This is a genomic window from Rhizobium sp. AP16, assembly GCF_000281735.1.
GTDB lineage: Bacteria > Pseudomonadota > Alphaproteobacteria > Rhizobiales > Rhizobiaceae > Rhizobium > Rhizobium rhizogenes.
Window position 1 is genome coordinate 43,079 of sequence record NZ_AJVM01000023.1, and the last position, 20,834, is coordinate 63,912.

At 59.5% G+C, this 20,834-nt stretch carries 22 protein-coding genes; 7 read left to right on the forward strand and 15 right to left on the reverse strand.

Annotated elements, in window-relative coordinates; translation table 11 throughout:
* Positions 1–42: 42 nt before the first annotated feature.
* A complete protein-coding gene (locus PMI03_RS11300; protein WP_234906971.1) occupies positions 43–696 on the forward strand; it encodes an HD domain-containing protein in 654 nt (217 codons plus the stop codon).
* 9 nt (positions 697–705) lie between these two features.
* A complete protein-coding gene (locus PMI03_RS11305; RefSeq protein ID WP_007693075.1) occupies positions 706–1,554 on the forward strand; it encodes an MOSC domain-containing protein in 849 nt (282 codons plus the stop codon).
* 23 nt (positions 1,555–1,577) lie between these two features.
* Here PMI03_RS11305 and recO read toward each other — a convergent pair whose 3' ends face one another.
* From recO to rpoZ, 10 genes are all read right to left on the reverse strand, one after another.
* Positions 1,578–2,357, reverse strand: coding sequence for a DNA repair protein RecO (gene recO, locus PMI03_RS11310; protein WP_007693076.1), 780 nt, complete (start codon positions 2,355–2,357; stop codon positions 1,578–1,580).
* A gap of 58 nt (positions 2,358–2,415) precedes the next feature.
* Entirely contained in the window at positions 2,416–2,925 is a 510-nt protein-coding gene (locus PMI03_RS11315) for a response regulator (RefSeq protein WP_012651175.1), read from the reverse strand.
* 535 nt (positions 2,926–3,460) lie between these two features.
* On the reverse strand, positions 3,461–4,408 hold the full coding sequence (era, locus tag PMI03_RS11320; protein ID WP_034519501.1) for a GTPase Era: 948 nt from the start codon (positions 4,406–4,408) through the stop codon (positions 3,461–3,463).
* Between the two features lie 8 nt (positions 4,409–4,416).
* Positions 4,417–5,136 carry a ribonuclease III gene (rnc, locus tag PMI03_RS11325; protein ID WP_007693085.1) on the reverse strand — a complete coding sequence of 240 codons (720 nt, stop codon included), beginning with the start codon at positions 5,134–5,136 and terminating at the stop codon, positions 4,417–4,419.
* Complete coding sequence (lepB, locus tag PMI03_RS11330; RefSeq protein WP_007693088.1) at positions 5,133–5,879, reverse strand: signal peptidase I; 747 nt, start codon at positions 5,877–5,879, stop codon at positions 5,133–5,135. Before lepB ends, rnc begins: the two co-directional genes overlap by 4 nt.
* 114 nt (positions 5,880–5,993) lie before the next feature.
* Positions 5,994–6,398, reverse strand: coding sequence for a holo-ACP synthase (acpS, locus tag PMI03_RS11335; protein WP_007693090.1), 405 nt, complete (start codon positions 6,396–6,398; stop codon positions 5,994–5,996).
* 40 nt (positions 6,399–6,438) lie between these two features.
* Positions 6,439–7,026 carry a DUF2062 domain-containing protein gene (locus tag PMI03_RS11340; RefSeq protein WP_012651173.1) on the reverse strand — a complete coding sequence of 196 codons (588 nt, stop codon included), beginning with the start codon at positions 7,024–7,026 and terminating at the stop codon, positions 6,439–6,441.
* A 220-nt stretch (positions 7,027–7,246) separates the two neighbouring features.
* Positions 7,247–7,396, reverse strand: a complete 150-nt coding sequence (locus PMI03_RS30955; RefSeq protein ID WP_007693095.1) for a DUF3563 family protein — start codon at positions 7,394–7,396, stop codon at positions 7,247–7,249.
* 191 nt (positions 7,397–7,587) lie between these two features.
* Positions 7,588–9,816, reverse strand: coding sequence for a bifunctional (p)ppGpp synthetase/guanosine-3',5'-bis(diphosphate) 3'-pyrophosphohydrolase (locus PMI03_RS11345; protein WP_007693101.1), 2,229 nt, complete (start codon positions 9,814–9,816; stop codon positions 7,588–7,590).
* Between the two features lie 100 nt (positions 9,817–9,916).
* On the reverse strand, positions 9,917–10,321 hold the full coding sequence (gene rpoZ, locus PMI03_RS11350; RefSeq protein ID WP_007693102.1) for a DNA-directed RNA polymerase subunit omega: 405 nt from the start codon (positions 10,319–10,321) through the stop codon (positions 9,917–9,919).
* 309 nt (positions 10,322–10,630) lie between these two features.
* On the opposite strand from rpoZ, the gene PMI03_RS11355 reads away from it, so the two are divergent.
* Positions 10,631–11,215: an NYN domain-containing protein gene (locus PMI03_RS11355; protein ID WP_007693103.1), complete on the forward strand. Its 585-nt coding sequence runs from the start codon at positions 10,631–10,633 to the stop codon at positions 11,213–11,215.
* A gap of 91 nt (positions 11,216–11,306) precedes the next feature.
* Here PMI03_RS11355 and smpB read toward each other — a convergent pair whose 3' ends face one another.
* Both smpB and dapA read right to left on the reverse strand, forming a co-directional pair.
* Positions 11,307–11,786, reverse strand: a complete 480-nt coding sequence (gene smpB / locus PMI03_RS11360; RefSeq protein WP_007693105.1) for an SsrA-binding protein SmpB — start codon at positions 11,784–11,786, stop codon at positions 11,307–11,309.
* A 114-nt stretch (positions 11,787–11,900) separates the two neighbouring features.
* Positions 11,901–12,785 carry a 4-hydroxy-tetrahydrodipicolinate synthase gene (gene dapA, locus PMI03_RS11365; protein WP_007693107.1) on the reverse strand — a complete coding sequence of 295 codons (885 nt, stop codon included), beginning with the start codon at positions 12,783–12,785 and terminating at the stop codon, positions 11,901–11,903.
* A 217-nt stretch (positions 12,786–13,002) separates the two neighbouring features.
* Between dapA and PMI03_RS11370 the strand changes: the two genes are divergently transcribed.
* Both PMI03_RS11370 and PMI03_RS11375 read left to right on the forward strand, forming a co-directional pair.
* Positions 13,003–15,057, forward strand: a complete 2,055-nt coding sequence (locus tag PMI03_RS11370; RefSeq protein WP_007693109.1) for a lytic transglycosylase domain-containing protein — start codon at positions 13,003–13,005, stop codon at positions 15,055–15,057.
* 83 nt (positions 15,058–15,140) lie between these two features.
* Entirely contained in the window at positions 15,141–16,034 is an 894-nt protein-coding gene (locus tag PMI03_RS11375) for an alpha/beta fold hydrolase (RefSeq protein ID WP_007693111.1), read from the forward strand.
* A gap of 125 nt (positions 16,035–16,159) precedes the next feature.
* Here the strand turns inward: PMI03_RS11375 and PMI03_RS11380 are convergent, their stop codons facing one another.
* The 3 genes from PMI03_RS11380 to PMI03_RS11390 form a co-directional block, all read right to left on the reverse strand.
* A complete protein-coding gene (locus PMI03_RS11380; RefSeq protein WP_007693113.1) occupies positions 16,160–17,227 on the reverse strand; it encodes a porin in 1,068 nt (355 codons plus the stop codon).
* Positions 17,228–17,703: 476 nt separating this feature from the next.
* The gene (locus PMI03_RS11385; RefSeq protein WP_007693115.1) at positions 17,704–18,765 is read right to left on the reverse strand and encodes a porin; all 1,062 of its coding nucleotides are present in this window, start codon (positions 18,763–18,765) and stop codon (positions 17,704–17,706) included.
* A gap of 605 nt (positions 18,766–19,370) precedes the next feature.
* Entirely contained in the window at positions 19,371–19,895 is a 525-nt protein-coding gene (locus PMI03_RS11390; RefSeq protein ID WP_007693120.1) for a DUF6428 family protein, read from the reverse strand.
* Positions 19,896–19,941: 46 nt separating this feature from the next.
* Here PMI03_RS11390 and PMI03_RS11395 point away from each other — a divergent pair, with 46 nt between their 5' ends.
* Together PMI03_RS11395 and arsC are read left to right on the forward strand one after the other, a co-directional pair.
* Entirely contained in the window at positions 19,942–20,304 is a 363-nt protein-coding gene (locus tag PMI03_RS11395; RefSeq protein ID WP_007693121.1) for a helix-turn-helix transcriptional regulator, read from the forward strand.
* Positions 20,305–20,403: 99 nt separating this feature from the next.
* On the forward strand, positions 20,404–20,829 hold the full coding sequence (gene arsC, locus PMI03_RS11400; protein ID WP_007693123.1) for an arsenate reductase (glutaredoxin): 426 nt from the start codon (positions 20,404–20,406) through the stop codon (positions 20,827–20,829).
* The last annotated feature ends 5 nt before the right edge of the window (positions 20,830–20,834 follow it).

Genomic DNA, 20,834 nt, shown 5'->3' on the forward strand with positions numbered 1-20,834 from the left:
CTCGATAGGAACAGGAGAGATCATTCCGACACGGGGCTGACGATGGACACCAACAGGATGGCGCGGGCCTTTGCCCCGTTCGAAACGCTGGCTGCGGATCTTATCCCGCATTCGGCCGATGGCGATGACGGTTCGCATGACATCGCCCATATCCTGCGCGTATTCAGAAACGCCATGGCCATCCAGGCCGAGGAAGGCGGCAATGCCCGCATCCTCGCCGCCGCCGTATTGCTGCATGACTGTGTCTCGGTCGAGAAGAACTCGCCGCATCGCGCCCAGGCATCGAGGCTCGCCGCCGAGAAGGCATCCGGTGTTTTTAGGGAGCTTGGATGGGCCGATGAGGATATCGCCGCCGCTGCGCATGCCATTACCACGCACAGCTTCTCGGCCAATCTGCCGCCGGAAACGCTGGAGGCGAAGATATTGCAGGACGCCGACCGGCTGGATGCGATCGGCATGGTCGGCGCCGCCCGCTGTTTCTATATTGCCGGGCGTATGGGCTCCGGTCTCTACGATCCGTTCGATCCACTTGCCACGGAGCGGCCGCTTGACGACAAGCGCTTCGCCATCGATCATTTCGAGACGAAGCTGTTCAAACTGGCGGATGGGTTCCAGACCGAAGCCGGCCGCAGGTTCGCCGGCGACCGGCATGAGCGGCTGAAGACCGTGCTGGCAATGTTCATCGACGAAATCTGAGGGCTATTCATGCAGGTCAGCGACCTCTTCATCTATCCGCTCAAGAGCGCGCGCGGCATAGCCATTTCCTCCGCCACCATCGATGCCTTCGGTCTGGCCGGCGATCGCCGGGCCATGCTAGTCGACCCCTCAGGCCGTTTCATTACCCAGCGCGAATTGCAGGATATTGCCCGCATCGAAATCCAGCCGGCTCCCTCTTATTTGCGGCTGAAAATGGAGGGCAAGGCCGACATTATCGTGCCCCCGCCCCACCCGGATAATCGAATGGACGTCGTCGTCTGGAAGTCGGCCGTCAATGCCTCCGTCGCCGACGACGCGACGAACACGGCGCTGTCCGGCTGGCTCGGGCGCGATATCAGGATGGTGTTCTTCGACAGGCTCGCCACGCGCATTGCCAGCCCGGAATGGGCGGGCGACGGGACCCCGGTCACCTTTTCCGATGGCTATCAGATCCTGATCACCACCACCGGCTCGCTGAGGGCGCTGAATGCCGATCTTGCCGCCCATGGCGAGGGCTCGGTCGGCATGGAACGTTTCCGCCCGAACATCGTCATCGACTGCGACGAGGAATGGCCGGAGGACCGCTGGGCGGCGATCGAAATCGGCGGCATTCGCCTCGATCTCGTCAAGCCCTGCGCCCGCTGCATCATGACGACACAGGACCAGCAGACGGGCTCACGCGACGTTCCGAACCCTATGCCGGCCATGGGCCGCGTCCGCATGTCCGCCGATCGCCGTGTTCCAGGCCCGCTCTTCGGCTGGAATGTCGTCCCGCGCGGCGAAGGTACCGTGAAGATCGGCGATGTGGTGACAGTGATCGAGGAACGGGCGGAAGGCTGGGCATTCAAGCGGCGATAGTCGCTTCGCCAATTTAACAAGCCTCAACGTTTGGCGGCGATGACCGGCGGATTGTCCGGTCGATCCAGCGAAACGGCATTCACCGCTTTCAGCGCGGCTTGAATGAAACCCTCGCGCGCCGCGGCGATCTCGATGCCGCGCGGCTCGTAGACATGGCGATGCAGGAAGAAGCCGGTCAGGCGGAAGGCGGCGGCGAGGCTTTCGCCATTCGCGGCCTCGACGGTGCCCGCGGCAAGAAAAGGCGGCAGCGCCAGCATCTTGTCGGCCCAGGGCGCACCGGCCGTACGGCAGACCGCGCGTCCGGTCTTCGGCGAAACGAAAGCCAGGTCGTCACGCACCCCGGTCGCGGCGCATTCACCCAGATCCAGGCCATAGCCAAGCTCGTTGAGCACCGCCAACTCGAAGCGGACGAAAAGCTCGCCTGCGTCCATCGGGTTCTGCATGTTCTCGAGGATGACGTCGAGCGCGTCGTAGAGATAGGGATGCGGATCGCGCTCCGGCAGCAGGCGCAACAAAGCGCCCATGGCCTGCACGCCATAGACCGCGGTCGCCGTCTCCATCAGCCTCGCTGCCCGCAGCCGCACCGGCTCCATGCGGAACTCACCGAGATGTTCGTGCAGCCGCGCGCGCCACGTCACCTCGACCAGATTGCCCGGCTGCAGCACCGGCTGCATGGAACGCGACCGGCCGGAGCGCACCAGTCCCATATGCCGGCCGCGATCACGCGTCATCACCTCGGCGATGACGCTGGTCTCGCCGAGGCGTTTGACGCCCAGAATAATCGCATGGTCCTGCCACTGCATCGGCCGGTTTGTCCCGTAGACTGTCTTGATTCGAGTTTAGGACAAACGGCGGGCGCTGTCACATCTCGGAGGATCTGCTTGCCGATGACAGCTTGTCGACGAACACCCGCATGGCGGCCTCGTCGAAGGGCTTGTTGAGCAGCGGCACATGCCGCAGGTCCGCCGGGAAATCGAGCGTATCGGAATAGCCGCTGACGAAACCGAAGGCGATGCCGCGCTCGACCAGCAACCGGGCAAAGCCGAAGCTCATCGACTCCCCCAGATTCACATCCAGCATCGCAAAATCATAGTGATCGGTATGAATGGCGTTGACTGCCTGCTCCAGGTTCGAGGCGATTTCCACCTCCGCGACCCCGACAAGGCGAAGGATTTCCTCCGCCTCCATGGCAATGATCAAATTATCTTCCAAAATAAGAGCGCGCTGAACCGTCATATCAGCGCCACCCCTGCATGCGTGCGCCTGACGACGCCACGCCCCGTAGTACTTTCCACATCTATCCCTCCGGCGCCAATCATCGGCCCGTGTTGAATGGACGGCATTCCCCCATCCGTGTTGGCTCGGTCTCAAGTCACATGACCTTGCCCTAACCCGCTTCGCACTTTTCGCCCCGCGGTACTATGGGCTCGTGATCATGCTCCAATCGCTTTTGCCGCTGCGGTTAGTAAGAGGTGAAACCGGTCGAAAAGTGACGGTGATAATAGTCTATGTTGATACACTATTAGCCGCCATTAAAAAGACATGTGCCAGATCGTGTCAACGCCCCCGCCTGCCGAGCATTCACTTGTCCGAATAGAGCCGTCCCGATTCGCGCAAGCGTGGTGAACCCGTCGGCCTACCAACAAGCCACAGCTGCGCGCCGCGAGTGGATCAACCCGCGTTTCGATAGCTTTTTCAATGCTTTGTTTGTTAGAACGGCGGAGAGACGGATGAGGTCGCCGGGATCAAATGGGCGACGGCCTGCCAGTGCCCTTCTTCAAGGGGTCTGCTGGAAAGATCCAACCGAAGAGATGCGCGAGGGGGTAATCACCCAAAAAATCGCCGTGCCGGCTCCAGCATTTGTCCGGCGATTGTCGCGAGGTGAGACAATCGCCGGAGCTCAATTCTATCCGCGCGGGAACTCGAGCCCCATTTCGCGGAAGCGTTCGGGATCGTCGCCCCAGTTCTCGCGCACCTTCACGAAGAGGAAGAGATGCACGGGCTGTTCCAGGATCGCTGACAGCTCCTTGCGCGAGGCGGTGGAGATCGCCTTGATCGCCTCGCCCGATTTGCCGAGGGTGATCTTCTTCTGGCTTTCGCGCTCGACATAGATCACCTGCTCGATGCGAACCGAGCCGTCCTTGCGCTCTTCCCACTTTTCCGTCTCGACATGCGAGGAATAGGGAAGCTCCTGATGCAGGCGCAGAAACAGCTTTTCGCGGGTGATTTCGGCGGCAAGCTGGCGCATCGGCAGATCGGAGATCTGGTCTTCCGGATAATACCACGGTCCCTCAGGAAGGGTCTTTGCCAGATAGTTCATGACGTCGTCGCAGCCCGAGCCGTTTTCGGCCGAGACCATGAAGGTCTCCTGGAAGGCGATCTTCTCGTTGGCGGCGGCGGCAAGCGCCAAGAGGTCTTCGCGGCGAACGCGGTCGATCTTGTTGAGAACAAGGATCTTCGGCTGAAAGACTTCCTTCAACCCTTCGAGAATGGCTTCGGCATCGCCGCGTATTCCGCGTTCGCTGTCGATCAGCAGCATGATGAGATCGGCATCCTTGGCGCCACCCCAGGCGGAGGTCACCATGGCGCGGTCGAGACGGCGGCGCGGCTTGAAGATGCCGGGCGTGTCCATGAAGACGATCTGCGCATTGTCGTGGATCGCGATGCCGCGCACGATGGCGCGCGTCGTCTGCACCTTATGGCTGACGATCGACACTTTGGCGCCGACGAGCCGGTTGACGAGCGTCGACTTGCCGGCATTGGTTGGGCCGATAAGAGCCACGAAACCCGAATGCGTCGGGCCGCTATTTTCAGCCGCGCCTTCGCCGGCAGCCGTGTCTTCCTGATTGGTCATTTTTTCCGTCATTTCTGAGCCGACTGCGGCTGCCATATGCCTTCACGCTCCAGGATCCGCGTCGCAGCCACCTGCTCGGCGGCGCGCTTGGAGCGTTCTATACCGGTTTCGGGCGCGGCTCCCGCCACTTCCACCGTCACCGTGAAGCGGGGATCATGATCCGGTCCGCTGCGGTCATCAACCCTATAAACGGGGGTGACGCCGAATTTCGCATGCGCCCATTCCTGCAATTCCGTCTTGGCGTCGCGTCGGGCTCCATCGGGCCGGACAGCACGCCCTTCCCAATAGCGCAGAATGAACTTGCGCGCCACTTCGAGGCCGCCATCGAGATAGAGCGCCGCAATCAGGCTTTCGACGACATCGGCGCGCACGTTCAGCATGCGCTTGCCGGTCAGTTTCTTCACATCGGCACCGGTGCGGATGAAGAGATGCAGCTGCATCTCGTCGGCAACCGCCGCGCAGGTCTCGGCGCTGACGAGCTGGTTGAGGCGCACCGAGAGCTCGCCCTCGGTCGCCGTGCCGAACGTGCGGAACAGGAGCTCGGCGATGCAAAGGCCGAGAACCCGGTCGCCGAGAAATTCCAGCCGCTCGTAATTGCCCGCCTTGTGCGTGCGGGCGCTGGCATGTGTCAGAGCCCAGTCCAGGCGCTCCTTTTCCACGAAGGCATGGCCTATCGCGGCTTCAAGCGTAAGACGATCCGCCTGCGAGAGCGTCGGCGTCTTCGTCATTCGACAACCTTGAAGAGGCGGTCCCAACGCATATTGGTCGGCCATTTCCAGATTTCGCGGAACGACGTGTCATGTCCGAGCGAGAAGAAGATGACGCTGGCGCGACCGATCAGGTTCTCAGCCGGCACGTAGCCGACATCGAAGCGGCTATCGTCGGAATTGTCACGGTTGTCACCCATCATGAAGTAGTGATCGGCCGGAACGACATATTCCTGGGTATTGTCGCCGCGCGAGGTCGGAGAGAGGTCCAGCGTATCGTAGACCTTGCCGGAGTCCGCCAGCCGCTCGCTATAGACGGGGATCTTGTCGCCCGGCTCCTGGCTGTAATCCGAGGCGAAAGTGCCGTGCGGCTCACGCGGAACTGCCTCGCCGTTGATATAGAGAATATCGTTCTTCACCTGAATGCGGTCACCCGGCAGACCGATGACGCGCTTGATATAGTCGACATCCGGGTTCGGCGGGAAACGGAAGACCACGACGTCGCCGCGCTTCGGTTCGCTGCCGAAAATGCGGCCGCTGAACAGGTCAGGCGAGAAAGGCAGAGAATATTTCGAATAGCCGTAGGCGAACTTATTGACGAAGATATAGTCTCCGACAAGAAGCGTCGGCATCATCGAGCCGGACGGAATAGTGAAGGGCTGAAATAGCACCGTGCGGATGATCATGGCCAGGACGAGAGCCTGTACGATAACCTTGATGTTTTCCCAGAGGGCGTTCTGCTGTTTTTCGGCTTTCTCGGACACGCAGTCTTATTCCTTGTTCGCACCCCACCGGCGCACTTTCATTCAGGCACTCTCTACCCGCTTCATACCACGGCGGCAATGGCGCCGGTATCAAAAGCGACATAGGGCTGTCATTCAGCCGGCAATCGGCAGCGCCTCGATAATCACAAAAGCTTGAGCAAGAGGAAAATCATCGGTTATCGTCAAATGAATGGCGGCGCGGTGATTTTCCGGCAGCATGGCGGCCAGCCTCCTGGCTGCTCCGCCCGTCAACTGCATGGTCGGCTTGCCGCTCGGCAGGTTGACCACACCCATGTCACGCCAGAAAACCCCTTGCGCCAGGCCGGTGCCGAGCGCCTTGGAACAGGCTTCCTTGGCGGCGAAACGCTTGGCGTATGAGGCGGCCTTGTTCTTGCGCCCTTCGGACTTGGCACGCTCGATGTCGGTGAAACAGCGCTCGGTGAAGCGTGTGCCGAAACGCTCGATCGATTTCTCGACGCGGCGGATGTCGATGAGGTCGCTGCCGATCCCGATGATCATGAGAAGGCCCTCCAGCCGGCCGCGACGATATCAGCGCTCGTCAGACGCCCGATGCGTTTTCGGCAAGCGACAGGCGCTCGCGGGCGCGTTCCATCAGCCGTTCCTTGCGGCGGGTCTTGAAGCTCTTCACGCCGTAATAGGTCAGGGCATAGACAATGACGCCCGAAACGATTGCCGGTGGAATGCCGCCAATCAGCATCGGCTTCAGAACCGGATCCCAGATTTGCGAGAGATCGCCCTTGTGCCACAGCGCCGGCAGATCGACGCCACCGCCCTGCCCGCCGCTGTCGCGCGCCAGGATCAGATGGCCGATTTCCCAGGTGAAGGCCCAGATGAAGGGGTAGGTAATAGGATTGCCGGCCGCCAGACAGCCGAGCGCGGAGGCAATCACATTGCCGCCGATCAGATAGGCGATGATGATCGCCATCACAAAATGCACGCCGATAAAAGGCGTCCAGGACACGACGATGCCCGCCGCAAAACCAGCCGCCACCGAATGCGGCGAAGCGGCAAGGCGCACAAGGCGTTTTCCAAAATATTGGAACGAGCGGACAAAACCCTTACGGGGCCAAAGATGCTCCCGCAGTTTCTCGCTGAACGTCAGTGGTTTTCGGCGTCGAAATAACATGCGGCTTATCTAGTGTATTGAGGGCCGTCATGACAAGAGCGGCAAAGCGTTCATGCGCTGATTGTACAGCAACCGTGCCCTGCTCTTTGGGGCGCCGCGTGTTCAAGACACGAAAACCGCTCCAACTTCTGGATCAGGAACATTCAATCCGCTCGTGGCGGGATGCTCCAAGGGCGCAGCAACTGTCACGCCCCTTCCCACTCGAAAGTATTGTCAGCGATTAACGCTGACGGAACATGCCGCGATCGACCTGACGCTGACGATATTCAAGGTCAAAACGGTCGTGCGAGCCGTTCAGGTAAGCCATTTCGCGCTCTTCAGCACTCGGAACACGCAAGGCACGGGCGAATTTCTTGATAGGACCAAACATTGTCTTCTCTCATCTCTGTTTCGTTTCTTCGATGACCAGAAGATAAGCGTTGCAAAGGTTAATTACCAACGCTGTAAAACCGATGCAGCCATGCGTATATCGCATGGCTACACATAATGGCGGTCGGATTTGACCATAAATTGGTCACAAAATATGCAGGCACGCCGGATCGGCGCCATCGCTACAGATAATTATTCGTAAAGCCGCTTTACAGTGGCGATGCAGTCGAGCTCCTTCAGCTGCACCAGGAGCTGGTTTAGCTGGCGCAGATCCCAGACTTCGACATCCAGAGCCATTTCGGTAAAGTCGGCGGCAACCCGCACGGTGTTGAGAATGCGGATATTGACGTCGACGCCGGCAACCGTCTGCGCGACCTTGGCGAGCGTGCCGGGTTCGTTCAGCGCATTGATCAGGATCCTCGCGCCAAAGCGGGACTTGTTGGCCTCGTCCAGATCCCAGCGCACATCGATCCAGCGCTCCGGCTGATCGTCGAAGCGCTGCAGCACCGGCGACTGGATCGGATAGATGGTGATCCCCTTGCCTTTTTCCATGATGCCGACGATGCGATCGCCGGGCACGGCGCCGGTCGGGGCGAAATGCACCTCGACATCCGCCGCAAGGCCACGGATCGGCAGGGCATCGATACCCTCGATGCTCGCGGCGAGATCAGCCTTTGTCTTGCCGGGGATCTTGAAGATCATACCGGAGGCGCTGCGGACGTTGAACCAGCCTTCGTCACCGGCGGGCTTGACGGTCACGCGCTCGTCCTGATGGTCGGGATAGACGGCGCGCAGCACATCGAGCGACGACATCTCCCCGCGCCCGACGGCGGCAATCGCGTCCTCGACATCCTTCTGGCCGAGGCGATGCAGCGCCGGCTTCAGCGCCTCGCGCGAAAAGACCTTGCCGGCGCGCTCGAAGGTGCGCTCCAGAATACGGTGACCGAGGCCGGCATATTGCTTGCGGATGGCAAGACGCGTGGCGCGGCGGATGGCGGCGCGCGCCTTGCCGGTCACGACGATCTCTTCCCAGGCAGCCGGCGGCACCTGCACGCCGGAGCGGATGATCTCGACTTCATCGCCATTTGTCAGGCGCGTCACCAGCGGCATGATGCGGCCATTGATCTTGGCGCCGACGGTGGTGTCGCCGATATTGGTGTGAACCGCATAGGCGAAATCGATCGGCGTGGCGCCGCGCGGCAGCGCGATCAGCTTGCCCTTCGGCGTGAAGCAGAAAACCTGATCCTGGAAGAGCTCAAGCTTGGTATGCTCGAGAAATTCTTCCGGGCTGTCGCCTTCGGCCAGAGCCTCGATGGTGTGGCGCAGCCAGGAATAGGCATTGCTTTCGCGCGACAGCAGCTCGCCGTCGCCATTGCTGTTGCCGTCCTTGTCCTTGTAGAGCGCATGGGCGGCAATGCCGAATTCAGCGATTTCATGCATGCGCTTGGTGCGGATCTGCAGCTCGATGCGCTGGCTGGACGGGCCGACGATGGTGGTGTGCAGCGAGCGATAGTCGTTCTGCTTCGGCGTCGAGATGTAATCCTTGAACCGGCCGGGCACGACGCGCCAGCGCGTATGCACGATGCCGAGCGCGCGATAGCAGGAGGGAATATCGTCGACGAGCAGGCGGAAGCCATAGACGTCGGACAGCTGTTCGAAGGAAAGCGACTTCGACTGCATCTTGCGGAAGACCGAATAAGGCTTCTTCTGTCGCCCCTTGACCATGGCATTGGCGAGGCCGTTGGCGACCAGGAGGTCGCGCAGTTCCACCTCGATCTTCTTCACCAGACCTTCATTGCGCCGTGACAGCTCCTCGAGGCGCTTGGTCACCGTTTCATTCGCTTCGGGATTGATGTGGCGGAAGGAAAGCTCCTCCAGCTCTTCGCGCATGTCCTGCATACCCATGCGGCCGGCGAGCGGCGCATAGATTTCCATCGTCTCTTCGGAGATGCGAGCGCGCTTTTCCGGCGACATATGGTCGAGCGTACGCATATTGTGCAGGCGGTCGGCAAGCTTGACCAGCAGCACGCGGACATCGTCGGAAATGGCGAGCAGCAGCTTGCGCAGGTTTTCCGCCTGCTTCGCCTTCTTGGTGACGAGATCGAGCTTCTTGATCTTGGTCAGCCCTTCGACCAGGCGGCCGATATCCTCGCCGAACAGCTCATCGATTTCGGCGCGCGTCGCCGTCGTGTCTTCGATCGTATCGTGCAGGAGAGCGACGGCGATCGTCGATTCATCCAGACGCATGTCCGTCAGGATGGCAGCGACTTCGAGGGGATGGGAAATATAGGGGTCGCCGCTGGCGCGTTTCTGCTGCCCATGTTTCTGCATCGCATAGACATAGGCCTTGTTGAGAAGAGCTTCGTTGGCATCGGGCTTGTATTTCTGCACACGCTCGACAAGCTCGTATTGCCGCATCATTCCCAAGCTACTCCAGCAAAAACAAAAGCGCGCCAGTCATACGACCGGCGCACACATTACTTCATCATATCGCTCTTGGTTAGAGCATCAAGCTCGACGATCAGTAATCGTCGCTTTTTTCTGGCGGAACAAGGCCTTCGATGCCAGCCAGCAGTTCCTCTTCCGACATCTGGTCGAAAGTGACGGCTTCCGGAGCATCTTCTTCCTCGTCGCCCGAAGCAGAGGCGTTGCCGCCAGCGGCCAGCAGGCTCGCCGGATCGGGTTCCGGCTCGTCGATTTCGACGTGCTTCTGCAGCGAATGGATCAGGTCTTCCTTGAGATCGTCGGGAGACAGCGTCTCATCGGCGATTTCGCGCAAGGCCACGACCGGGTTCTTGTCGTTATCGCGGTCGATGGTAATCGAGGAACCCTGCGAAATCAGGCGCGCGCGATGGCTGGCGAGCAACACGAGCTCGAACCGGTTCTCAACTTTATCAATGCAATCTTCTACTGTGACACGGGCCATTGCCTGTCCTTTGCGGTCGTGATGTCGTCATCATGTCTCGGAGTAGCACGCCGATACAAGCAAACGAAGGCAAATTCAAGTTTTTCCTGCTGCAGGGGTCCCAATCCCCCCACAATGCGCTAAAATTCAATAGACAAATCATGGATTCTACTTAAGATTGCTTGGAATATCACATTACGTGCCCTAAATCTCGGCTATATGAATGATTCATAAAGTAATACGAATTGTTCGCCGGCGTCATGCAAGACATTGTTTTGACTACATTTTGCGTACGGTAATTGCATTTTGATAACAGTGGATATGTAAGCGATGTTCGACCCACGCGAAAAAATTGCACTTTTTATAGACGGCGCCAATCTCTACGCCGCATCCAAGAGCCTCGGTTTCGATATTGACTACCGTAAGCTGTTGAAAGCGTTCCAAAAGCGCGGATATCTGCTGCGTGCCTATTATTATACCGCCCTGATCGAGGATCAGGAATATTCCTCGATCCGCCCACTGATCGACTGGCTCGACTACAATGGCTACAAGGTCGTCACCAAGCCGGCGAAGGAATTCACCGACTCCATGGGCCGCCGCAAGATCAAGGGCAACATGGATATCGAGCTGGCGATCGACGCCATGGAGCAGTCCGAAACCGTCGATCATCTGGTGATCTTCTCCGGCGACGGCGACTTCACTACCCTGGTCGAGGCGTTGCAACGTCGCGGCCGCAAGGTGTCGGTCATCTCCACCATGGCCACCCAGCCGCCAATGATCGCCGACGACCTGCGCCGCCAGGCCGATCACTTCATCGACCTCGTCTCGCTGAAGGCCGAAATCGGCCGCGATCCCTCCGATCGTCCACAGCGTCCGGCCGAACCGGCAGCTACTGCGGCTGATGCCGAGGAATAGGTGACCCCGCAGCGGATGCATATCGTATTCGCTGCGCCACCGGCCCTTTACTAGGACATCTTGAGTTCAGCCTAACGGCCGCCCGTCACCGTCACCTATTGTCCTTGAGGATGCGGCCCTTCTGCCGGTTCCAATCGCGTTCCTTCTCGGATTGACGCTTGTCGTGAAGCTTCTTGCCCTTGGCAAGCGCCAGTTCGAGCTTGGCGCGACCATTGTCGTTGAAATAGATCTTCAACGGGATCAGCGTCATGCCTTCACGATTGATGCCGGAGCGCAGCCGGCCGATTTCACGGCCCGAGAGCAACAGCTTGCGGCGGCGGCGCGGCTCGTGATTGAAGCGGTTCGCCTGCAGATATTCCGGCAGATAGGAATTGATCAGCCAGATCTCGCCGTCTTCGTCCGAGGCATAGGATTCGGCGATATTGGCCTTGCCCTCGCGCAGGGACTTGACCTCGGTGCCCATCAGCACGATGCCGGCCTCATAGGTATCGATGATCTCGTAATTGAAGCGCGCCTTGCGGTTCTCCGCGACAATCTTCTTCACTACGCGTTGGCTGCCTTTGGGGGCCATGATTTTTCTTCTTCTTTTTCGTGCGTCAATTCCGAGGTTCCAGACCTTAAATAAGCGAGACCGCCCTCCTTGTGAAGAGAGCGGCCTCGAATAGGACTGGCGTCGGCGTTGCCGTCAGTTCAGCAGGCCGGCATGGCGCATGGCAGCATCGATGGCCGCTTCCGTACCCGGCTCCAGCGTCGAGAGCAGCGGCGAGCGTACATTGCGGCTCATCCGGCCGAGGCGGGACAGGCCGTATTTGGCGCCGCAGAGGCCGGGCTCCAGGAAGATCGCCTTGTGCAGGGGCATCAACCGATCCTGGTAGGCGAGCGCCTTGGCATAATCACCCGCAAGCGTTGCCGCCTGTAGTTCGGCACAAAGGCGCGGCGCGACATTGGCCGTTACCGAGATGCAGCCAACGCCGCCATGGGCGTTGAAGCCGAGCGCCGTCGCATCCTCGCCGGAAAGCTGACGGAAATCGTTGCCGCAGGTGATGCGCTGCTCGGACACGCGCTCGATCTTGCCGGTCGCATCCTTGACGCCAACGATGTTGCCATAGGCCTTGGCAAGCGCGCCCATGGTTTCCGGCATCATGTCGACGACAGAACGGCCAGGAATATTGTAGATATAGATCGGCAGCTTCACCGCTTCCGCAACGGCCGCAAAGTGTGCGTAAAGCCCCTTCTGCGTCGGCTTGTTGTAGTAAGGGGTGACCACCAGAACCGCATCGGCGCCAACCTTTTCGGCATGCTGGGCAAGCTCGATCGCCTCGCGGGTATTGTTGGAGCCGGCGCCGGCCATGACGGGGACGCGCTTGTTCGCAACTTCGATCGAGAGCTCAACGACACGCTTGTGCTCGTCATGCGACAGGGTCGGCGATTCACCCGTCGTGCCGACGGGAACGAGCCCGCTGCTGCCCTCTTTGATCTGCCAATCGACATGGGAAGCGAAAGACGCTTCATCCACCTTGCCGGCGTCAGTGAAGGGCGTAACGAGTGCGGGAATGGACCCCTGGAACATGCAAGTCTCCTGGCGGCGCGCTTTCACGCTTCAGCCGCAATCCATGGTTATGAATCCGCGCACCATAAAGCGCCGACTTGCCGGCGACAAGCAGGCTTTCAATGGTGAAGGGCAGTTTCCGATATCATAATTGATTGAAATTCGGACCAACGCTAAGGTTTCGTTAATATAAATTTCGGCAAATGGAAGGGACCTGTTTTTTGTTGTGAGTAACCGGATGAAAAGACCTCTCGTGATCATGACTGCTGTGGGCGTGGCGGTCGCGTGGGGCGCTTTTGCGTCACAACTTCCCGGTGAACAGGCACTCCCCCGCAAGACGACCGATGTAGCGATGAGCGCACCGGATCCATTGAACACAGGAGCCATCCCGCGCGGCACCGCCGTAGCGCCTCTCAACAGCGACCTCAAGGCCGGCCTCGACGCCCTTTCCAACAAGAACCCGATGCAGGCGCTTGCCATCCGCAACGGCATGGGCCAGGGCACGCTCGACCGTCATATCCTGACCTGGGCGATCGCCACCTCGGGCCAGACCGGCGTTCCCTCCGGCGAAATCGCCGCGGCGGCACGCGAACTTTTGGGATGGCCTGGTCTCGGCAGCCTACGCGCCAACTCCGAACGGGCGCTCTACACCGAAAATCCCCCGACAGATCAGGTCCTTGCCGCCTTCGGCAATACGCAGCCGGAAACGCCGGAAGGCAGCGTGATCCTGTCGCGCGCGCTGGTTTCGCGCGGCGCATCGGCGCAAGCCGCCAAGCTCATTCGCAAGATCTGGCGCGACGAGGCGCTGGACAAATCCTTCGAAGACAAGATCCTCGCGGAATTCTCCGCCCTGCTGACACCCGCCGATCACAAGGCGCGCATGGACTATCTGCTCTATCGCGACCGCACGGCGCAGGCCAAGCGCTTCGGCGATCTCGGCAGGGCGCAATCGCTCTACAAGGCCTGGGCAGCCGTCAACAATCGCTCCGCCAATGCCAGCGCACTGCTTGCCAATATCGATGCGCAATGGCGCAAGGATCCGGCCTATCTTTTCATGCGGATCGAAAACCTGCGCCGCCAGGACAAATATGACGATGCCGCCAGTCTGTTGACACAGATGCCGCGCGACCGCGCAGCACTCGTCAATACGGGCGCATGGTGGAACGAACAGCGCATCGTCAGCCGCGGCCTGGTGGACCAGGGTAATTTCAAAACCGCCTACCGCGTCGTCGATGCCAGTGCTGCCGAGAGCCCGCAGGATGTCGGCGAGGCAGAATTCCATGCCGGCTGGTATGCGCTGCGCGGCCTGCAGAACGGCGCTGCGGCCTCGACGCATTTCCGCAAGATCCTGCAGGTGTCGAACGGCCCGATCTCACAGTCGCGCGCCTGGTACTGGCTCGGCCGCGCGGCCGAAGCCGGCGGTCCCGGCAAGGCTTCAGAATTCTATGCGAAGGCGGCCTCCTATCCGAGCACCTTCTATGGCCAGCTCGCTGCCGAAAAGCTCGGCCGGCGGACATTGAACGTCGCCTACCCCTCGCCGACGAGCGACGACCGGCGCATCTTCCAGTCTCGTGAAGCTGTCCAGGCCATCACGCGGCTCGAAGCGGCAGGCCATGGCTGGCGCGCCGAGGCGCTCTATCGGGCATTGGCCAAGCAATTGGATAGCCCCGGCGAGATCGCCATGCTGGCGGCGCGGGCCGAGCGCTCCGGCAATCACCAGCTCTCCCTTCAGGTCGGCAAGATCGCCTATGGCCGTGGCGTCGATGTCGCGGCACTTGCCTTCCCGATCGGCGTCATTCCGGACAATGCCAATATTTCCGGCTCGGGCAAGGCGCTCGCCTATGCCATCGCCCGGCAGGAAAGCGCCTTCAATCCGGCAGCCGTCTCCTCGGCCAATGCGCGCGGCCTGTTGCAACTTCTGCCAAAGACGGCAAAGGCCGTCGCTGGCCGACATGGTCTGGCCTATTCCGACGCCAAGCTGACGCAGGATGCCGGCTACAACGCAACGCTCGGCGCGCACTATCTCGGCGAGCAGATCGACGCCTTTGGCGGCTCCTACATCCTGACCTTCATTGCCTACAATGCCGGCCCGAACAAGGTTCCGGAATGGATCAGCCGCTATGGCGATCCGCGTGGCAAGTCGATCGACGACGTCGTCGACTGGATCGAGCGCATCCCCTTCCCCGAAACGCGCAATTACGTTCAGCGCGTGATGGAGAACTATCAGGTTTACAAGGCGCGGCTTGGTCAGAAGACCGATATCGAGCGCGATCTGATCTACGGCCGCGGCTAAGTCCATCGCTCGCAAGCCCGATTGTCCACGGCGGCAAAATGGCGTTACATCCCTCGTGAAATGTCATCCACGGGGGACTATCGATGAGCAGCGACGATGAGAGCGGCTTTGTTGTCAGAACGATCTCGGCACCGGACGGACTGAAGCTCTATGCCCGCGATTACGGCGGCAGCGAATCACCGGTCGCCGGTCCGCCACCCGTCATCTGCCTGCCGGGTCTCACCCGCAATTCGCGGGATTTTCATCAGTTGGCGCTGCTTCTGTCCCGCGATCCGGCTGCGCCGCGCAGGGTGATTACGCTCGATGCGCGCGGGCGCGGCTTGTCTGCCAGAGACGACGACAAGAGCCACTATAATCTCGTTGTGGAAGCCCAGGACGTGCTCGCCCTATGCTCCGCGCTCGATATCTCTCAAGCCGTCTTCATCGGCACGTCGCGCGGCGGCCTCGTCCTGCATCTGCTGGCCGCCAGCCGTCCCGATCTTCTGAAGGCGATCATTCTCAACGACATTGGTCCCGTTCTGGAGAAGGAAGGGCTTGGCGATATTCGCGACTATCTGAACCGCGATCGGAAGCCGGCCGACTGGAGCGAGGCCGCCGACATCCTGCGGGAAAATCACGGTGCCACCTTCTCGGCGCTCGCGGATGAGGATTGGCGCGACATGGCGCGGGCGATCTACACTGTCAAAGATGAAAAGATCGTCGCTGATTATGACCCCGCAATTGCCGCACAGATGCAGGCGCTGGACCTTGAGGCGCCGCTTCCGGATCTGTGGCCGCAATTCGAGGCATTCCGAGACATCCCGCTGATGGTGATTCGCGGGGAAAACTCCAAACTGCTGACAATGGCGACGGTCGAGGAAATGGCACGGCGCCATCCCGGCATGACGATCAAGACTGCCGTGGGGCAAGGACATGCGCCCATCCTGCATCTCGGGGATATCCCGGCTGCGGTCGGGGATTTCCTCGCGGCGAGCTGAGCCTGCGCGACAGCAAGCGTAAGCCAAGAACAGAAATGGCCCGGTTGGGAAAACCGGGCCATTTCCTTCTGATCGGAGGTCAGATCAGAATATGAGCTATATCAAATCCGGTTGTTCGAACCGAATTAGAACGTACGCTGGAAGCGCAGGATACCAGCCCAGGTATCCTTGTTAGCGGCGTCATAGTTCACGTAGGTCAATTCCGGCTCGATCAGCAGGTCCTTGACAGGGTTGAACTTGACGTTCGTCGTCGCAGCGAAGGTCTTCACGTCGTCGTAGGAAAGCTGCAGGTTCCACTTCAGCTTGTCGTTGACCGGAACGCCAACGCCGCCCCAGACAGCCCAGTCGCCCCAGCCAAGACCATCTCCGCCTGCGCCGGCATACTTGTTGAGCTTATTGCCATCGGTGTTGTAGCCACCCATAACGAAAGCGGTCAGAATGCCGAAGTCGGCGTCAACGCGAGCCTTGACAGCGCCTTCTTCAACGATGGAGTCGTAGCCACCGACGACACGGAACTGCCAAGCGCCAGCCTTGTAGCCAGCACCGGCGACAACGTCCGGAGCATAGTGGTCGGAGCTGTTTTCGCCATTTGCACCGGTTGCGCCCGTGCCGGAATTGGAATCTTCCAGCGAGATTACAGCGGTGAAGCCATTGCCGGCATCATAGTTGTAGGTGAGCTGGTTCAGCTCGTCGCCACCATTGATACCGTACTCGATCACGTCGTCGTTGATGACGTCGCCGGCATAGCCGAGGAAGGTCGAGTAGACCGAATCGTTCTTACCAACGAGGAAGCCACCGAGGCTGATATTGGCCCAGAGCAGCTTGCTGGTGGTGGAGTTGCCGTCGTTCCAGTCGTAGCGATAGACCGTGCTGGTCTTCAACGGACCGTATTCGGTGTCCGATGCGGTCGAAAGTCTCAGTTCAGCGCGGGTATGCCAGTAGGTGCCGCGTTCACCGGCTTCCTGGCCAGCCTTGTAAGCATTGTACCAGCCACCTTCGGTACGAACCATACCGCCGATCTTGAGGCAGGTTTCGGTGCCCGGAATGAAGAAATAGCCGGCGCCATAGGCGTCGCAGATGCGAACGTATTCAAGCGGCTCGGGCTCGGCAGCGACGATAGCGTCGGCTGCATGAGCACCGGAAACTGCTGCCAGCGCAGCAGCGGAGCCGAGAAGAAGGCTCTTGATGTTCATGGTAACTCCAGTTCCAATATAAATTTAGGTAAGAGAATTCGCGCCGAAAAACGACGTGCCCCACCCCACCTTGCGTTCAAAGTTGACCCCTGATCTGGGAGAAACGAAACCGTAAGCCTCGCTTCTGATTTGCGAACCTACAGATCGAATTTTTCAGAGCAATATCAGAGATAAACTATGAGCATATGTGACGCTCGTTTCGAATTTTGCGTTGCACAAAAATCACGTCGCAAAATTGTCACATGAAATAGCCGATCTTGCCGCCGCACTTTACCCGACATTACTTTCCGGGGATCCTCAAGTTATACGGCGCCCACCATTTATACAAAACTAATACATAAAATAGCGGAGAATGTGCTTCAGACGCCGAAAGCAGAGGGCGATCGACCTTGCCCGGAACGCAAAAAGCCCGGCTCGAAAGCCGGGCTTTTCGTCACTTGCGTGACAAATCAGATCATGACCGAAGTCAAATCAGATTAGAACGAACGCTCGAAGCGGAGGATACCAGCCCACTGGTCCTGATTGATGGAGTCCCAGTTGGTGTAGGATACTTCCGGCTCGATCAGAAGGTTCTTGACCGGGTTGAACTTGAGGTTCGTGGTCGCGGCAAAGATCTTCGAGTCGGTGTAGGCGAGCTGCAGGTTCCACTTCAGCTTTTCGTTGACCGGTACGCCAACGCCGCCCCAAACTGCCCAGTCGCCCCAGCCGATATCAGCAGCGTCGCCGCCACCGTTCGAGCCGGCGTACTTGTTCAGCTTGTTGCCGTCGGTGTTGTAGCCGCCCATGACGAATGCCGAGAAGGCACCGAAGTCAGCGTCGACGCGAGCCTTGACAGCACCTTCTTCGACGATGGAGTCATAACCACCGACGACCTTGAAGGCCCAAGCGCCAGCCTTGTAGCCAACACCGGCGACAACGTCAGGAGCATAATGGTCAGAGCTGTCTTCGCCGTTAACGCCCGTAGCGCCAACGCCGGAGTTGCTGTCTTCGAGCGAGATCACAGCCGTGAAGCCGTTGCCTGCATCGTAGTTGTAGGTCAACTGGTTGAGTTCATACGGGCCGTCATAGACAACGTCGTCGTTGATGACGTCGCCGGCGTAGCCGGTGAACTGGTTGAACTGCGAGTCCGTCTTACCAACGGTGAAGCCACCGAGGCTGATGTAAGCCCACAGCAGATTGGTGTTGGTGGAAGCGCCTTCCTGCCAATCCCAACGAACGATGGTTTCGGTCTTCAGCGGACCATATTCAGTGTCGGTCGCGGTGTTGACGTTCAACTCAGCGCGGGTGTGCCAGAGCGTGCCACGAACGTTGTTCGGGTTGTAGGCATCGTACCACTGACCTTCGGTACGAACCTTACCGCCGATCTTGAGGCAGGTTTCGGTGCCCGGAATGAAGAAGTAGCCGGCGCCGTATGCGTCGCAGATGCGAACGTATTCAAGCGGCTCAGGCTCAGCAGCAACGATAGCGTCAGCTGCATGAGCACCGGAAACTGCTACCAAAGCAGCAGCGGAGCCGAGAAGAAGGCTCTTGATGTTCATTATTGACCTCCAGTCAAAGTTTCATTCGAGAATGAGAACTACCCGAAGGTATTCCCTGCCCCATCCTCGTGTTTCAAGAAGTGGACGATCAATCGCCCTCGCTTCCGAATTTGAAAATACAAGACGCGAACTGTCACGCAATCTACATCTTGCCTGAAAGGGAGATTCACAGGAGCCTTACACAATTCCTGTTGCCGAAAGGACACAAGTCAGCAACACAGGCGCCACATTTGTTTAGACTTCGTTAAGAAAGTCCTTAATGTACGGACACTTACGAGCCGATTTTAAATAAGACATGGAAATGGGACAAGCTGCCAACATGGCAGATCCGCGGCAAATCCGTGATATCAACGACGCTGCACACGCCATTTCCGACATTTACCGCGACCCGCTTCGACAGCGCGGAACGGGCAAACCTCATTCCGAGGTCCCCGACCGGTACTTGCGAGCGCGCGATTCTATTGCGACCGATTCGACGGGGAGCCACGATTTGAGAATTATCCGCTCGCACGATTGCAGCAGAATGACAAAATAGGACCGACAAACCTTATAATGGAGGAAACGGCAGCCGGATGGATGCCACTTCAGCGCCACTCTCTCGACCTTTAGGCCGCGCAGCAGTCTTTGCCAGCCGCCCTCGGGCCACAGCATGCAGCCGTTTCCTGTCTTACCCGATGCCTTGGTTTACAGATCGCCGAACGAGCGACGAGCCGTAGTATGACGCGATCGGCCTCGATGCGCAGCCTACCAACATCAAAAATCTGCATCGCCACATCCGGCGGCCCTACCTCGAGGGTGAGTCGCGCGCCAGCGTCAAGCTCGATTCGTTGAGCAACCTGATCGAGAATCCCCCGAAATTTGTCGACCGACAGGTAATCGCCCTCGCCTTCTTGGGCGATGTCTTCGATCTGCAGGATCGTCTCGCGCCATACATCCGGGTTTCCGCCGCAGTCGAGCGTGACGAATGAGCCGGCCTTCACCTCGGTAACGTGATAGCCGGGCCGGATCGTCTGCCCACCATAGTCGATTACAAGCGCCTTGCCGGCATACGGCTCCAGGGCGGCCAGAAGTGCGCCGAGCGAAGCGTCGCCATGAAAATCCATCTCGCGGGGTCTGGTGTCATCAATCATCTTCGTATACCTTTATCTCAATTACTCTTGAGATATTGAGGCGATAATGAACGAAAAGCAAGCCCTCGACGCTTTCGCGGCACTCTCGCAGGAAACCCGGCTGCGAATCGTCCGCCTGCTGGTGACGGCCGGCCCCGAAGGATTGCCGGCCGGCGCGATCGGCGAAGCCATGGATGGCGCCTCCTCCTCGCGCATATCCTTCCACCTGAGCCATCTCGAACACGCCGGATTGGTCGAATCCCGGCGCGAGGGCCGCTCGATCATCTACACTGCCTCCTATCCGGCGCTCTCCGGTCTCATCGAATTCCTCATGCGCGACTGCTGCCAGGGCCATCCCGATGTGTGCAGCCCGGCTGTTGCGGCGCTATCCTCCTGCTGCGAGCCCGAGAAGGACGCCGCTCATGCGTGATGCCCATCAATCAGACCGCTTCTTCAACGAAATCGCCCGACCCCAAGAGGCAACCGCGCACCGGGATAAAGCCCAACGCAACACAAAGTGAGTCAGATCATGGATGTTATCATTTACCACCACCCCGACTGCGGCACCTCGCGCAACACAGTGGCGCTGATCCGCAATGCCGGCATCGAGCCGCATGTCATCGAATATCTGAAGACGACGCCGTCGCGCGCGATGCTGATACAGCTCATCGCGCGGATGGGAATAGCCACCCGCGAGTTGTTGCGGGAAAAGGGCACGCCCTATGCGGAACTCGGCCTTGGCGATCCGAGCCTGACGGATGATCAGCTTCTCGACGCGATGATGCAGCATCCTATCCTGATCAACCGGCCGATCGTGGTGAGCCCGAAGGGTGTGAAGCTTTGCCGGCCGTCGGAAGAGGTTCTCGATCTGCTGCCTCCCCAGCTCGGTGAATTCTTCAAGGAGGACGGCGAACGCATTGTCGACGAGCACGGCCGCCGCGTCGCGAGCACGTGAGGAGG

What these genes read in the sequence shown, in the direction of transcription:
- PMI03_RS11300 (WP_234906971.1), top strand. Translation starts at nt 43, where the DNA reads ATGGACACCAACAGGATGGCGCGGGCCTTTGCCCCGTTCGAAACGCTG.
- PMI03_RS11305 (WP_007693075.1), top strand. Translation starts at nt 706, where the DNA reads ATGCAGGTCAGCGACCTCTTCATCTATCCGCTCAAGAGCGCGCGCGGC.
- recO (WP_007693076.1), bottom strand. Translation starts at nt 2,357, where the DNA reads ATGCAGTGGCAGGACCATGCGATTATTCTGGGCGTCAAACGCCTCGGC.
- era (WP_034519501.1), bottom strand. Translation starts at nt 4,408, where the DNA reads ATGACCAATCAGGAAGACACGGCTGCCGGCGAAGGCGCGGCTGAAAAT.
- rnc (WP_007693085.1), bottom strand. Translation starts at nt 5,136, where the DNA reads ATGACGAAGACGCCGACGCTCTCGCAGGCGGATCGTCTTACGCTTGAA.
- acpS (WP_007693090.1), bottom strand. Translation starts at nt 6,398, where the DNA reads ATGATCATCGGGATCGGCAGCGACCTCATCGACATCCGCCGCGTCGAG.
- PMI03_RS11340 (WP_012651173.1), bottom strand. Translation starts at nt 7,026, where the DNA reads ATGTTATTTCGACGCCGAAAACCACTGACGTTCAGCGAGAAACTGCGG.
- PMI03_RS30955 (WP_007693095.1), bottom strand. Translation starts at nt 7,396, where the DNA reads ATGTTTGGTCCTATCAAGAAATTCGCCCGTGCCTTGCGTGTTCCGAGT.
- PMI03_RS11345 (WP_007693101.1), bottom strand. Translation starts at nt 9,816, where the DNA reads ATGATGCGGCAATACGAGCTTGTCGAGCGTGTGCAGAAATACAAGCCC.
- rpoZ (WP_007693102.1), bottom strand. Translation starts at nt 10,321, where the DNA reads ATGGCCCGTGTCACAGTAGAAGATTGCATTGATAAAGTTGAGAACCGG.
- PMI03_RS11355 (WP_007693103.1), top strand. Translation starts at nt 10,631, where the DNA reads ATGTTCGACCCACGCGAAAAAATTGCACTTTTTATAGACGGCGCCAAT.
- smpB (WP_007693105.1), bottom strand. Translation starts at nt 11,786, where the DNA reads ATGGCCCCCAAAGGCAGCCAACGCGTAGTGAAGAAGATTGTCGCGGAG.
- dapA (WP_007693107.1), bottom strand. Translation starts at nt 12,785, where the DNA reads ATGTTCCAGGGGTCCATTCCCGCACTCGTTACGCCCTTCACTGACGCC.
- PMI03_RS11370 (WP_007693109.1), top strand. Translation starts at nt 13,003, where the DNA reads ATGAAAAGACCTCTCGTGATCATGACTGCTGTGGGCGTGGCGGTCGCG.
- PMI03_RS11375 (WP_007693111.1), top strand. Translation starts at nt 15,141, where the DNA reads ATGAGCAGCGACGATGAGAGCGGCTTTGTTGTCAGAACGATCTCGGCA.
- PMI03_RS11380 (WP_007693113.1), bottom strand. Translation starts at nt 17,227, where the DNA reads ATGAACATCAAGAGCCTTCTTCTCGGCTCCGCTGCTGCGCTGGCAGCA.
- PMI03_RS11385 (WP_007693115.1), bottom strand. Translation starts at nt 18,765, where the DNA reads ATGAACATCAAGAGCCTTCTTCTCGGCTCCGCTGCTGCTTTGGTAGCA.
- PMI03_RS11390 (WP_007693120.1), bottom strand. Translation starts at nt 19,895, where the DNA reads ATGATTGATGACACCAGACCCCGCGAGATGGATTTTCATGGCGACGCT.
- PMI03_RS11395 (WP_007693121.1), top strand. Translation starts at nt 19,942, where the DNA reads ATGAACGAAAAGCAAGCCCTCGACGCTTTCGCGGCACTCTCGCAGGAA.
- arsC (WP_007693123.1), top strand. Translation starts at nt 20,404, where the DNA reads ATGGATGTTATCATTTACCACCACCCCGACTGCGGCACCTCGCGCAAC.